Raw genomic sequence first — 13552 nt, 5'->3', positions numbered from 1 at the left:
CGCGGAACCCGGCCTGACACGCCCGCCACCCAGCATGGAAAACGAGGAGGGAACCGGATGACGCGCACACTCGTGGTTGTCGGCCACGGCATGGTCGGCCACCGCCTGGTTCAGGCGGTGCGTGACCGCGACCCGGAGGGCACCTGGCGGATCGTGGTGCTGTCCGAGGAACCGCGGCCTGCCTACGACCGCGTCGCTCTGTCCTCCTATGTGGACACGTGGGACGCGGACGACCTCACGCTGTCGCCTCTCGACGGCGTCGAGGTCAGGCTGGGCGAAACCGCGGTCGAGATCGACCGTGACGCCCGTGTGGTCATCACGACCAAGGGTGAGCGCATCAACTACGAGGCGCTGGTGCTGGCCACCGGCTCCACCCCGTTCGTTCCACCCGTTCCCGGTCGGGAGCTGCCGGGATGCTTCGTCTACCGGACGATCGACGACCTCGACGCGATACGGGCGGCTATCGAGGCCGCCGGTCGTACCGGTAGGCGAGCAGGAATGGTGCTGGGCGGTGGTTTGCTCGGTCTGGAAGCAGCCAATGCCCTGCGCGGTATGGGTCTTTCCCCGCACGTGGTCGAGCTGGCGCCGCGGCTGATGCCGATCCAGGTCGACGAGGGCGGCGCGGGCCTGCTCAAGAACCTGGTCCAGAAACTGGATCTGACCGTCCACACTGGAACATCCGCCGAGGTGATCGAGCGCGACGGCGACCGGATGCTGGTCAAGCTGACCAACGGCGTCGAGCTCGATGTCGATGTCGTGGTGTTCTCCGCGGGCATCCGGCCGCGTGACGACCTGGCCCGGCAGATGGGCCTCACGGTCGGTGCGCGCGGCGGCATTGTGGTGGACGAAGGTTGCCGCACAGACGACGAGAACATCTACGCCATCGGCGAATGCGCGTGCATCGACGGAATGGTTTACGGTCTTGTCGCGCCTGGCTACGCGATGGCCGAGGTCGTCGCGGACCGGCTGCTCGGCGGCACCGCAACGTTCCCGGGCGCGGACACGTCGACCAAACTGAAGCTGCTCGGCGTGGATGTGGCCAGCTTCGGCGACGCGCACGCCGCCACGGAAGGCGCGCTTGAGGTTGTCTTCAACGACGCCGTGGCCGGGACGTACGCCAAGGTGGTCGTCTCCGACGACGCCAAGACTCTGCTCGGCGGCGTGCTGGTCGGCGACGCCAGCGCGTACACGATGCTGCGGCCCTTGGTCGGCCGGACATTGCCGGGCGACCCGGCATCGTTGATCGCTCCCGCCGGCGCTGCGGTCGCGATGGGCGCACTGCCTGACGACGCGCAGGTTTGCTCCTGTCACGCGGTGACCAAGGCTGCTGTCAACGGTGCGATCGCCGAGGGCTGCGCGGATGTTCCCGCGCTGAAGTCGTGCACGAAGGCCGGAACAGGTTGTGGCTCGTGCGTGCCGATGCTCAAGCAGTTGCTTGCCGAAGCCGGTGTCGAGCAGTCGAAGGCGTTGTGCGAGCACTTCGAGCACAGCCGGGCTGAGCTGTTCGAGGTCGTGCGCGGCACTGGGATTCGTACGTTCAGTGAGCTGATTGTCAGGTACGGCAAGGGAAGCGGATGCGACATCTGCAAGCCTGCCGTCGCGTCCGTGCTCGCCTCACTGGGCAACGGGCACGTGCTGGACGGCGAACAGGCCTCCTTGCAGGACACCAACGACCACTTCTTGGCCAACCTGCAGCGCAACGGCACGTATTCGGTCGTCCCGCGGATCCCGGGTGGCGAGATCACCCCGGACAAGCTGATGGTGATCGCCGAGGTGGCGCGCGACTTCGGCCTGTACACCAAGATCACCGGTGGTCAGCGGATCGACCTGTTCGGCGCCACAGTCGACCAGCTCCCGCACATCTGGCGGCGGCTTGTCGACGCGGGCATGGAGTCCGGGCACGCGTACGGAAAGTCTCTTCGCACAGTCAAATCCTGTGTCGGTACGACCTGGTGCCGTTACGGTGTGCAGGATTCCGTGGGGCTGGCGATCCAGCTGGAGCTTCGGTACCGGGGTCTGCGTTCGCCGCACAAGCTCAAGTCGGCCGTCTCCGGGTGCGCCCGCGAATGCGCTGAGGCCCGCAGCAAGGACTTCGGCGTGATCGCCACCGAACACGGCTGGAACCTCTACGTCGCCGGCAACGGTGGCTTCAAACCACGGCACGCGGATCTGCTTGTGTCCGATGTGGATACCGAGACGCTGATCAAGCTGATCGACCGGTTCCTGATGTTCTACATCCGGACCGCTGACCGTCTGCAGCGCACAGCGGCCTGGATCGAGGCGATGGACGGCGGGCTCGACCACTTGCGGGAGGTGATCGTGGACGACAGCCTGGGCATCTGCGCGGATCTCGAGGCCGCGATGCAACGGCATGTCGGCTCGTACGCCGACGAGTGGAAAGGTGTGCTGGACGACCCGGAGAAGCTCGCCCGGTTCACCTCGTTCATCAACGCGCCCGGGGCGCCTGACCCGACGATCTCCTTCCGGGAGGAACGCGGCCAGCGGGTCCCGGTGCAGCTGGGCATTCCGGAGGTGGCGTCCCGATGACTGTCGTGTTCCCGCTGGCGAGGCTGATGCCCAATCGCGGAGTGGCCGCACTGCTGCCTGGTGACGTGCAGGTCGCGGTGTTCCGCACCAACGACGACCAGGTGTTCGCACTGTCCAACATAGACCCGTTCTCCCGGGCAGCCGTGCTGTCGAGGGGTATCGTCGGTGATCGGGCGGGCGTTCCGGTTGCCGTGTCACCGGTGTACAAGAATGCCTTTGACCTGCGTACAGGCGTTTGCGTGGAGGATCCGGACGTGTCGGTCGAGGTGTACCCGGTGCGAGTCACCGAGGGCATGGTCATGGTTGGAGTTCCGTGACGGTGACGGTCGAAGTCCCACCACTGGCTGGTTTCACGGTCGGCGTCACGGCCGCACGCCGTGCTGACGAACTCGCGGCGCTGCTGGACCGGCGGGGCGCGAACGTCCTGCACGGACCGGCGATCCGGATCGTTCCGCTGCCGGACGACGCGGAGCTGCAGGCGGCGACCGAGAACATGATCAAGAACCCGGTCGACACCGTGGTGGTGACGACGGCCATCGGGTTCCGTGGCTGGGTGGAGGCGGCTGAGGGCTGGGGCCTGGGCCCCGATCTGTTGCGGGTCATGGGCAACGCGAGCGTGCTCGCCCGCGGTCCCAAGGCCAAGGGCGCGGTCCGCGCCGCCGGGTTGGTGGAGAGCTGGTCGCCGGTTTCGGAGAGCAACTCCGAGGTGCTGGCACATCTGTTGGAGTCCGGAGTGGACGGTCATCGGATCGCTATCCAGTTGCACGGCGAACCGCTGCCGCACTTCGTGGACTCCTTGCGTGATGCGGGCGCTGAGGTCGTCGAGATTCCCGTGTATCGGTGGACTTTGCCCGCCGATGTGACTCCGTTGGAAAGACTGCTGGACGCGGTCCTGGCCGGCGGTGTCGATGCGCTCACGTTCACCAGTGCACCCGCCGCGGCGAGCGTGCTGGCGTTGGCAGAACGGCAGGGACGTAGTGCGGACTTGCTGAAAGCGTTGCGCGGGCCCGTGTTGGCTGTGTGTGTCGGTTCGGTGACCGCGGGTCCGCTTGTCGAGGCGCAGGTCCCGGTGGTGCAGCCGGACCGGCCCAGAATCGGGGCGTTGGCCCGGACGGTCGCGGTCGAGTTGCCGGCTCGGGCGACGCGGTTGCAGGTCGGTGAATGCCGGCTGGAACTGCGTGGCCAGGCCGTGGTGGTCAACGAGGAACTCCGCGGTGTGCCGCCCGCACCGATGGCCGTGCTGCGTGCTTTGGCCCTACGCCCAGGGCATGTGTTCTCCCGGCCTGCTCTGATCGGCGTGTTGCGGCGGCATTCCGGCCGTGAGGACGATGTCGACGCGCACGCGGTGGAGACCGCGATCGCGCGATTGCGCTCCGCTCTGGGTGATTCCTCGCTTGTACAGACTGTGGTCAAACGCGGCTACCGATTGGCGACAACCATATGACTCTTGTGCTTGTGGCTCATGGCACTCGTGATCCGTTGGGCAGCCGCGTCATCGAGGACCTGGCGGCTCAGGTGCGGCTCCGTCTGCCCGATGTGGACGTTCGGGTCGCGTTCGCCGATGTATGCGCGCCCAGCGTGACCGAAGTCCTGCGGGAGATCCAAGGCCAGGCCGTCGTGGTACCCGCCTTCCTGGCAGCCGGATATCACGTGCGAGTCGATATTCCCAAGCAGATAGCGGAATCCGGCCATTCCGAAGTCGCCTTGACCGACCCTTTTGGACCCGCGCGCACCCTTGTCGCCGCAGCACATGAGCGGCTGATCCAGGCCGGTTGGGTGGACGAGCCGATCGTCCTGGCAGCGGCGGGGTCTTCGGACGAACGGGCATTGGCCGACGTTCACCGTGCGGCTCGTCTGCTGGCGAGCCTGACTTCGGTAGATGTACAGGTTGCTTACGTGACAACGGCAAGCCCGCGAGTCACAGATGTGGCCCGCGGACTTGCCGTCGCGTCATGGCTGCTGGCTCCGGGGTTGTTCCATCGCGTTGTCCGCGATGCCGGGGCCAAAGTTGTGGCCGAGCCCATCGGCGCCCACCGGAACGCCGTCGAGCTCGTCGTCCGCCGCTATCTCAACGCTCACTTGCCCACTGGCTCGGTGAGCTTTCCGTTGTCGTTGGCGGCGGCCACGCAGGTTCCGCCCCGGTCCTTCTGCTTCCAGGACTCCGCGGTCGGGTAGAAGTACAACATGTCCAGCCGGTCGGTGATCTTGCTGCGATCCAGCCGGTCACCCACCTTGTCGACGCACAACTGCTCGACCTCGGCCGCGACCTTGTCGGTGCCCGGGTAGGTGGCACTGGTCGTGGTCATCGTGATCAAGGCGAGCACCTCGGCGTCGTGCGGCTGGCCGCACGGCACGGCTTTCACGGTCTCGACCTCTTTGTCATCGGCAGGCGCGTTGTCGAAACAGTCGCCTTCCTTGAGGTCGAACACAGTCAGCGCGCCCTCTTTGGTGACCTGGCCCGTGGCCTCGTCGCGCTTGGCCGTGTTGCTGAAGACATAGGCGACGACCCCGGCGACAGCGAGGAGCGCCACGATGACCGCGATCGTCACGATGGTCTTGGTCCGCTGCGGCTTCGGCGGGACGGGCGGCGGCAGGTTCGGCGGCGGTGGTGACATGTACTGGCCGCTGAACTGGCCCTGCGGCGGCGCACCATACGGGCTGGATGGCAGATTCGCCACCGGTGGCGGGGCACCGTACGGGTCCTGTGGTGGTGGCGGTGGTGCGCCATATGGGCCTGGCGGTGGCGGATCCTGCGGTCGTTGGCCGTATGGCCCCTCCGGCGGAGGCGGCATCATCGGCGGTGGCTGGGTCACTTGAGCATGATGACCGAAATGCCTATACGCCTCAAATACAAACTGCAGGTGTCATCAAATCGTTCAATCGGCGCCGGGCCTACAGATCGAACAATGACGCAGGACCGTCATCGGCTTTGGTTTCACCCCAACGGTACGTCCGCATGTTGACACGGTTGCCGTCTGCCAGGACGCCTTCGGCGCGCAACAACTCCAGCTGTTCGTCCTGCAGATGCGGTGCCGGCGTGCCGTCGGACCGCAGAACCCGGTGCCACGGCAGGTCGTGGCCGTCCTCGGCCAGGATCCGGCCCACCAGACGCGGCGACGGAGCGTGGGCAAGCTCGGCGATGTCGCCGTAGCTCGCGACATTTCCCGCGGGGATCATCTTGATGACTTCGCGCACCTTCTCGTGCAACTGCTCGTCCATGGCTCAGCCGTTCGTGTCGTTCAGATATGCCAGCACTGCCAGCACACGCCGGTTGTCGTCCTCCGACGGCGGCAGCGTCAGTTTGCTGAAGATGTTGTTGGTGTGCTTGCTCACAGCCTTCTCGGTGACGAACATCCTGGCCGCGATCGCCGCGTTGGACCGGCCCTCGGCCATGAGTCCCAGCACTTCACGCTCGCGGGGCGTCAGGGATCCGATCGGCTCATCGCGTTCCCGCCGGGCCAGCAGTTGCGAGATGACGTCCGGGTCCATCGCCGTGCCACCGGCCGCGACCCGTTTCACCGCGTCCACGAACTGGCCGACCTCGGAGACCCGGTCCTTGAGCAGGTATCCCACGCCGCCCCGCCGATCGGACAGCAGTTCCCGCGCGTAAAGCTGCTCCACGTACTGTGACAACACCAGTACTGGCAGTCCAGGCACCTCCGCACGGGCCGCGATCGCTGCCCTGAGGCCCTCATCGGTGAAGGTCGGCGGCATCCGGACGTCCACGACCGCCACATCCGGCTGGTGCTTCAGCAGGGCCTCCAGCAGTGCTGGGCCGTTGTCGACCGCTTCGACCACTTCGAAGCCGTGCGCCGACAGCAACCTGATGAGACCGTCTCGCAACAGGACGAGATCCTCGCCGAGCACTACGCGCACAGCTGCACCTTACTGGTTCACCCTTCGATGAATCCGGCGATCAGGTCGGCTGTCTCGGCCGGGCGTTCCAGGTACATCATGTGGCCGCAGTCCATCTCGGCCAGATCGAGGTTCTCTCGCATGGTCACCTGGCAGGCCTGCACGAAGGCGGGCCGGACGATGCCGGCTTTCGGCGCGCAGACAAGCAGAGTGCGGGTGGCCGGCGGCGGAAGCTGGGCGGCCCGGCACATTTCGCTCCACGCAGTGCACACCGCGGAGTGGCTGTACTTGGGCAGCCAGCGGCCGCTGATCTGCATGAAGTTCTCGTGCAGCTCTTCCTCGACGTCGCGCAGGCTGATGCCGGCCCATTCGTTGCGCTGCCACTCGCCGGCCTTCTCGATGGTGGGGAACACGTGCGGCCACGGCGCCATGGTCTCCAGGGCGAACTTCGGGTCCAGGCCGATGGACGGGTCGAGCAGGATCAGCTTTGTCACCCGTTGCGGGGCAAGGCGTGCGAGGTGGATCGCTGCCGCGCCACCGAAGCAATGGCCGACCACGGGCAGGCCGGTGACCTTCAGACTGTCCAGGACTGTCAACAGGTCCGCGGCGTGCTGTTCGAGTGTCCACGGTGGAAGGTTCGTGGACATGCCGTGGCCACGCAGATCCGGCGCGATCACGTGGTAGTCGTAGAGGTGCTCCTCGGCGAGGCGTTTGAACCGGGCACCGTGGCCTGTGATGCCGTGCAGCATCAGCACCGGCGCTCCGTCCGCGGGGCCGAACTCGTGCACGTTCAACACTGGGCTCACACCGGACATGATCGCATCCCGGCGGGAATCGTTCATCCGGTCACCGGGTGATCGATTTCCCGGCCGTTTTCTTCACCGGGTTCTGCCATTACTGTGAGGACATGGTCCGTAAGCTCGCGCTGACCGGTGTGTCAATCCTGGCCGCCCTGCTTCTTCCTGTTCCGGCCGGTGCGGCCGCGACCAGCCAGCAGACCGCGATTCCGGCGTACTGGGGCCCGGATACCCCCGACGGCATGGCGATCTTCCACCGGCTGGCGCAGAACCGGCCGACCAATGGAATTGTCGTGATCAATGGCAGCCGCAGCCGGCCGGAGGTGCCGTTTCATCCGGCGTGGGCCGGTGCGATCGGGCGTATCAGCGCGTCCGGCGCGAAAACGCTGGTATATGTGGACACTGGCTATCTCGGTGTGGACTTCGGGCACGGCAGGCATGTCACACGCTCGGGCGGTACGTCAATTCCCGAATGGGTCGATCAAATCAAGCAGGACGTCGACGAGTGGTACGCCGTTTACGGATCTTCTGGTGTGGACGGCATCTTTCTTGATCAGACCGTACTGCTGTGCGGGACCGGCAACGAGTACGCGAACGTCTACACCGCGATCCGGGACCACATCCGGGGCAAGGATCCCCACGCGTACATCGTGATCAATCCGGGTGCGCCGGCCGAACAGTGTTACGAGAACGTCGCCGACACGATGTTGTCCTTCGAAGGCGACGCCGCGGCCTATCTCGCGTTCCGGCCGCCGGACTGGCAACGCACGCACCCCGACCCGAAGAAGTTCTGGCACCTGATCCACGACGTGCCGGCCGAACGCGACATGATCGGGGTCATCACCCGCAGCAAGGCCATCAACGCGGGCTTCGTGTACGCCACCGAACGCACGATGACGCCGTTCCCGTGGGGCGGGCTCGCCTCCTACTGGGACGCTCAACTCGTTGCGGCATCAGGGATCTCGGACACCACTCCGCCACAGACGCCGACCGGGTTGACGGTGTTGACCCGGTCGAGCGAGACGGCGGCACGGGTCCGGCTGAACTGGCAGACCCCGGCCGACGACGTCGCGGTGTCCGGCTACGAGGTCCACATGAACGGCGCCCGCGTCGCCGAGACCTACGACAACGCCTACGAGGCAACAGGATTGCCGCACGCGACGACGTACACAGTGACGATCAAGGCCCGTGACGCCGCCGGAAACCTCTCTGCGGCAAGCTCACCGCTTGTCGTGACGACTCCATCGCCGGGGCTGTCGGTGACCCGGCCAGCGGCGTGCCTGAGTCCGCAGATCGCGGAATACCGGGCGAGTTTCGGCGCCGCATTCGGCCACCACCGGGTGTTCGTGGACTCCGACAACGATCCCGCCACCGGCTGGCATCTTCCCCCCGGACTGCCCGCCGGCGTGGACGTCTTGATCGAGAACTCATTTCTCTATCGGTATACCGGACCGGGCTGGAGATGGCAGCCTGTCACCGGCGTTACGCCATTGGTGTCGGAATCGGATGGCACTTTCGTGTGGCGTGTCCCGGTCACCGGGCAAACCCGCCAGGTGGTCGTGTTCAGCGGTTTCACCGCGGATGATCCGCCGGACGAGTACAGCGCGCCGATTACCGTGGATCAATCCGATCACTGTTGAGCGATTCACCCGTGAGGAGGAGTCAAAGCTGTTAACACGGCCTGCGGGTGTGCCGAATAACTCTTTGGCCGGTGGGAAATAATCCTCAAGGAGTGAGCGTGACGGTGCACATGCCGGATTTACGCAGAATCGGCATCGTCGGAATGGGTTACGTCGGCTTGACGCTGGCGGCCGCGATGGCGCGCAAGGGTTACGAAGTACACGGCGTGGACACCGATCCGCTGGTGCTGGAATCGCTGTCCCGCGGTGAACCGCACATCTTCGAACCGGGTGTCGCCGAGGCGTTCACCGAATTGATCAATGAGCGGATCTTCGTCGGCAAAGAACTGCCGGACGGCGGGGTGGACGCGGCGATCATCTGCGTGTCGACACCGGTCGACGAACGCACCCACGAACCGCGCCTGAAGAACCTGGCCGCGGCGGCCGAGCACGTCGCGGACCGCTGCGCGGCGACAACGCTGGTGGTGGTGCGCAGCACGGTCCCGGTCGGCGCCAGCCGGTCGGTCGTTCTGCCGGTGCTGACCGAGAAATGGGGCACCGCGCGCCTGGTGATGGCGCCGGAACGCACCATCCAGGGCCAGGCGTTGCGTGAGCTCGTCGAGTTGCCGCAGGTCGTCGGCGGCCTGGACGAGGAAAGCCGGGATCTGGGCGTCCGGTTGTTCGGTGGCCTTGCCGCGCAGGTCGTCCCAGTGTCCACTCTGGAGACCGCGGAGCTGGTCAAACTCACCAACAACTGCCACACCGACGTGATCTACTCGTTCGGCAACGAGGTCGCGATGCTGACCGAGCGGCTCGGCCTGGACCCGCTGGAGGTCATCCGGGCCACGAACCTCGACTATCCCCGGCCGGACATCGCCAAACCGGGATACGTGGGCGGCGGCTGCCTGTCCAAGGACCCGTACATCATGCTGACCAGCGGCGAACGCGTCGGCTACGTGCCGAAACTGATCGCCGCGGCACGCACGCTCAACGAGGAGACCCCGGTCCACGTCGCCCACCGCATGGTCGAGCTGATGGCGGAGCACGGCGCGCGGACGTTGACGGTCCTCGGCTGGGCCTACAAAGGACATCCGCCCACCGACGACATGCGCGGCACACCGATCGCGGCGATGATGCCGGTCTTCAGCGAGGCCGGGATCAAGGTGCTCGGCCACGATCCGCTCGTCAAGGCCCGGGTGATCCGCGAGTACGGCGGTGAACCGGTTGACCTGGCCGAAGGCTTCCAGGCCGACGCCGTCCTGGTGATCACCGACCACCCCGACTACAAGGCGATCGACGTCGACGAAGTGCTCGCCGGCGGGAACGTCAAGGTGGTCTACGACTCCTGGCGCATCCTCGACGCCGCCAGGATCACGGCGCACGGCGTGCACTACGCCGGTCTGGGATTCGAGGTGCGGGCATGAGGGCCCTCGTCCTTGGCGGCGCTGGGTTCATCGGCGTGCACATGACGCGTCGGCTGCTCGCCGAAGGCTACGAAGTCACGGTCGTCGATGATTTCTCCCGTGGCCGCAACGATCCCGAGCTGTCCGCGCTCGATGTCCCCATCATCTCCGCGGATCTCACCGACCCCCGGGCGTTCGAGGAGATCCCGCACGGCTGGAATCAGGTGTACATGCTGGCCGCGGTGGTCGGTGTGCGCAACGTGGAGAAGGACCCGGCCCGGGTCGTCCGCACCAACACGTTGGCGTTGCTGAACACCCTGGACTGGATCCAGCCGGGGGAGAAGCTGTTCTTCGCCTCCACCAGCGAGGTGTACGCGGGCGGCGTGAGCGCGGGCATTGTGCCTGTTCCGACGCCGGAAACCGTGCCGCTGATGATCGAAGACATCACCGCGCCACGGTTCGCCTACGCGGCGAGCAAGATGCTCGGCGAGGAAGCGGTCGTGCACATGGGCCGTGCCAAGGACATCCCGTTCGTGATCGGCCGGTTCCACAACGTCTACGGCCCGCGGATGGGCGCTGACCACGTGATTCCGGAGCTGTCGCTGCGGGCGATCCGGCGTGAGGACCCGTTCAAGGTCTTCGGCACCGACCAGTACCGCGCGTTCTGCTACGTCGACGACGCCGTGCAGGCCATGCTCAGCCTGATGAACAGCGAGCAGGCGGCGGGTGAGATCGTCCACATCGGAAACGACAGCGAGGAGACCAACATCGGCGACCTCACCAAGCTGGTGCTGCGCGTCGCCGATCATTTCCCGACGCTGGACGTGGCGGACGCACCGGCCGGGTCGGTCGCCCGGCGCTGCCCGGACCTGACCAAACTGCGTGCTCTGACCGGGTTTGAACCTGTGGTGTCGCTGGAAGAGGGAGTCCGGCGAACGTTCGAATGGTATCGCGGGCGCGCGTGAGACGTCCGCTTGGCGAGCCGATCGCCTTCTACTACGGCACGAACCAGGTTGATCGGCTCGCCACGTTCGATCGCGTGGTACTGCAGTCGGACGCGTACTCCGAGCAGGACATCGCTGCGCTTGTCGTACGCGGCGTGCGGCCGTTGGGCTACCTGTCGCTGAGCGAGGACGTCGGCCCGGCCGCGGAGTGGCAACGCGCCGACCGCAACCCGGACTGGGGTGGCGCGTTCGTCCATGTCGGACACCCCGGCTGGAGTGACCACGTCCTGGCGAAGGTCCGGGCCATGCGGCGGCTGGGCCTGCGGGGATTCTTCCTGGACACGCTGAACATCGAGCTGACGTTCCCGCAGGACCTGCCGCACCTGCTGACCCTGGTCGCGGCGATCCGTGAGCTGACGTACCCGGACTACCTGCTGGCCAATCGTGGCTTCGGCCTGCTGCCCGACCTGGCCGACCTGGTCGACGGCGTGCTGTTCGAGTCGTTCACGTCCCGGTGGGTCGAAGCCGGTTACGCGCCCTGGCCGCCGGACGTCCTGGAAGTGCATTCCCGGTACGCGGAAATGTTGCTGGGATTGGATATCGAGGTCTACGCCCTCGACTACGCCGACACCCCAAGACTTGCCGAGTACGCCCGTGCCCGCGCTGCGCGGTTCGGCATGCCCTGCTTCGTCGGCACCCGGGACCTGGGCACACTGCCCGCCCGGTGAAAGGCCGGGGTGTGCAGCGAGTCGGCCGCACACCCCAGCGCATCAGGAGATCATCGCCCGGACCGACGATTCGAGATCATGCTCCGGCTGCCAGCCCAGCGTCCGGGCGATCCGGGTGGTGTCGGCGGCGATCCAGTTCACCGCGCCGGACCGTTGCTGAGGCGCGTCGGATTCCCTGATCTCACCGGCGAATCCGGCCACCTCGGCGAGCAGTTTCACCGCGTCGCGGATGAGAACGGCATTCCCTGAGCCGACATTCAGCACGGTCTCACCGATGTGCGGCGCGAGGGCCGCTGTGGCGATGGCACGCGCCACATCCCGCACATCGACGAAATCGCGATAGGAACCCAACGGCCCCAGCAGAATCTCGTTCGAACCTTGCTCCATCGCGGCACGCATGCACGCCGCGGCCCGGCCGAGCACGGTGTCCGTCCCGGAGCCAGGCCCGATCGGGTTGAACACCCGCAGCGACAACGCATCGAGCCCGGACGCCTGGATCAACGCCGTACTGGCGAGCTTGGTGATGCCATACGCCGCAACCGGAATGGTCGGGCTGTCCTCCGTCACCGGCTGCCCAGCGGGGACAACGCCGTACTCACCTGCCGAACCCAGCACGATCAACCGCGCTTCAGGCGCTGCCGCTTTGACCGCGTCGATCAGGTTCGCGGTGGTGAGTACGTTTCCGGTCACCAGGTCCGCGGCGGATCCTGATAAGAGGCCAGTGCAGTTGACCACCACATCGGGTTCGGTCGAGGTGATCAGCGCGGCCAGTTCGGCGGTGCTGTCCTTGACCAGATCGTGCTGCCGGCGACCGACGATGATCAGGACGGCAGTGGGTTCGAGGACCGTGGCGACCTGACTGCCGAGAAAACCGCTGCCACCGAAGAGCAGAACCCGTTTCAACGCAGTGCCTCCAATGCGGTGGCGTGTTTCGCTGCCGGTAGCAGGATCGGCCGCAGCCGCTCGAAGTTCCGGTTGGCTTCGTCGTAGTCGTCGGGCCGGCCGATGTCCAGCCAGTAGCCGTCGAAATCGTATGCGGCCGGTTGTTCCTGCCTGGTCAGCAGGTCGAGCACCAGTTCGTCGAGCCCGAACGGGACGTTGCGTGGGTACGGCGCCAAAGTCTTGCGGGACATGGCGTACACGCCCATGCTCACGCCGTAGGACAGCGTGGGCTTCTCGACGAAGTTGACGATCCGGCCCTCGGCGGTCTCCAGCGTGCCGAAGTCGATCTTCACCTTGCGCTGGTACGTGGCAATCGTCAGAGGCGCCCGGGTTTCGGTGTGGTGGCTGAGCAGGTCGACGTAGTCCAGGTCGGTGAGCACGTCGCCGTTCATCACCAGGAAGTGCTCGGGCAGTTGGTCCAGGAAGTTCAGCAGTGGGCCGATCGTGGACAGCGGCGCCTCCTCCTCGGCGTAGTCGACCACGATGTCCCACCGTGAGCCGTCGCCGACGAACGCCCGGATCAGCGAGCCGAGATGGCCGATCGCGAGCGTCGCGCGCTCGAATCCGTGTGATCTCAGCTGCTGCATGATGATGTCGAGGATGGCGTACTCCTCGCCGATCGGCACCAACGGTTTCGGCAGAGCCGTCGTGTAGGGCCGCAGTCGTACTCCCCGTCCCCCAGCGAGTATCACCGCGTGCATGTTGAGACCCTCCTTC

Annotated in this window: 14 protein-coding genes; 8 read left to right on the top strand and 6 right to left on the bottom strand. The window is 66.2% G+C overall.

Annotated elements, in window-relative coordinates; all coding sequences use genetic code 11:
* Window positions 1–57 precede the first annotated feature (57 nt).
* From nirB to JOF56_RS05255, 4 genes are read left to right on the top strand one after another with little or no spacing between them, the layout of a single operon-like run.
* Entirely contained in the window at window positions 58–2547 is a 2490-nt protein-coding gene (nirB, locus tag JOF56_RS05270; protein ID WP_209635109.1) for a nitrite reductase large subunit NirB, read from the top strand.
* Window positions 2544–2864, top strand: a complete 321-nt coding sequence (gene nirD, locus JOF56_RS05265; RefSeq protein ID WP_209635107.1) for a nitrite reductase small subunit NirD — start codon at window positions 2544–2546, stop codon at window positions 2862–2864. The genes nirB and nirD overlap by 4 nt, the downstream gene beginning before the upstream one ends.
* Window positions 2865–2866: 2 nt before the next feature.
* Window positions 2867–3991 carry a uroporphyrinogen-III synthase gene (locus JOF56_RS05260; RefSeq protein ID WP_209635106.1) on the top strand — a complete coding sequence of 375 codons (1125 nt, stop codon included), beginning with the start codon at window positions 2867–2869 and terminating at the stop codon, window positions 3989–3991.
* 11 nt (window positions 3992–4002) lie between these two features.
* Entirely contained in the window at window positions 4003–4722 is a 720-nt protein-coding gene (locus JOF56_RS05255; protein ID WP_307854930.1) for a sirohydrochlorin chelatase, read from the top strand.
* Here JOF56_RS05255 and JOF56_RS05250 read toward each other — a convergent pair.
* The 4 genes from JOF56_RS05250 to JOF56_RS05235 all read right to left on the bottom strand — a co-directional run bounded on the left by JOF56_RS05250 (window position 4623) and on the right by JOF56_RS05235 (window position 7208).
* The gene (locus JOF56_RS05250; protein ID WP_209635101.1) at window positions 4623–5360 is read right to left on the bottom strand and encodes a septum formation family protein; all 738 of its coding nucleotides are present in this window, start codon (window positions 5358–5360) and stop codon (window positions 4623–4625) included. The genes JOF56_RS05255 and JOF56_RS05250 overlap by 100 nt on opposite strands.
* 79 nt (window positions 5361–5439) lie before the next feature.
* Complete coding sequence (locus tag JOF56_RS05245) at window positions 5440–5766, bottom strand: MGMT family protein (RefSeq protein ID WP_209635100.1); 327 nt, start codon at window positions 5764–5766, stop codon at window positions 5440–5442.
* 3 nt (window positions 5767–5769) lie between these two features.
* A complete protein-coding gene (locus tag JOF56_RS05240; RefSeq protein ID WP_209635098.1) occupies window positions 5770–6423 on the bottom strand; it encodes a LuxR C-terminal-related transcriptional regulator in 654 nt (217 codons plus the stop codon).
* A 17-nt stretch (window positions 6424–6440) separates the two neighbouring features.
* On the bottom strand, window positions 6441–7208 hold the full coding sequence (locus JOF56_RS05235; RefSeq protein WP_209635096.1) for an alpha/beta fold hydrolase: 768 nt from the start codon (window positions 7206–7208) through the stop codon (window positions 6441–6443).
* Between the two features lie 101 nt (window positions 7209–7309).
* On the opposite strand from JOF56_RS05235, the gene JOF56_RS05230 reads away from it, so the two are divergent.
* From JOF56_RS05230 to JOF56_RS05215, 4 genes are all read left to right on the top strand, one after another.
* Entirely contained in the window at window positions 7310–8839 is a 1530-nt protein-coding gene (locus JOF56_RS05230) for a spherulation-specific family 4 protein (RefSeq protein ID WP_209635094.1), read from the top strand.
* Between the two features lie 98 nt (window positions 8840–8937).
* A complete protein-coding gene (locus JOF56_RS05225) occupies window positions 8938–10242 on the top strand; it encodes a nucleotide sugar dehydrogenase (RefSeq protein ID WP_307854929.1) in 1305 nt (434 codons plus the stop codon).
* Complete coding sequence (locus JOF56_RS05220) at window positions 10239–11186, top strand: NAD-dependent epimerase/dehydratase family protein (protein WP_209635092.1); 948 nt, start codon at window positions 10239–10241, stop codon at window positions 11184–11186. Before JOF56_RS05225 ends, JOF56_RS05220 begins: the two co-directional genes overlap by 4 nt.
* Window positions 11183–11893 (top strand): putative glycoside hydrolase, encoded by a 711-nt coding sequence (locus JOF56_RS05215; protein WP_209635090.1) that lies wholly within the window; start codon window positions 11183–11185, stop codon window positions 11891–11893. The genes JOF56_RS05220 and JOF56_RS05215 overlap by 4 nt, the downstream gene beginning before the upstream one ends.
* A 42-nt stretch (window positions 11894–11935) precedes the next feature.
* Here the strand turns inward: JOF56_RS05215 and JOF56_RS05210 are convergent, their stop codons facing one another.
* Together JOF56_RS05210 and JOF56_RS05205 are read right to left on the bottom strand one after the other, a co-directional pair.
* Complete coding sequence (locus tag JOF56_RS05210; protein ID WP_209635088.1) at window positions 11936–12796, bottom strand: NAD-dependent epimerase/dehydratase family protein; 861 nt, start codon at window positions 12794–12796, stop codon at window positions 11936–11938.
* Window positions 12793–13536, bottom strand: a complete 744-nt coding sequence (locus JOF56_RS05205) for a nucleotidyltransferase family protein (RefSeq protein WP_209635086.1) — start codon at window positions 13534–13536, stop codon at window positions 12793–12795. Before JOF56_RS05205 ends, JOF56_RS05210 begins: the two co-directional genes overlap by 4 nt.
* Window positions 13537–13552 lie beyond the last annotated feature (16 nt).

Source organism: Kibdelosporangium banguiense, assembly GCF_017876405.1.
Taxonomy (GTDB): Bacteria; Actinomycetota; Actinomycetes; order Mycobacteriales; family Pseudonocardiaceae; genus Kibdelosporangium; species Kibdelosporangium banguiense.
Note: the sequence above shows the minus strand (reverse complement) of the source record. Positions and strands in the feature narration are given on the sequence as shown.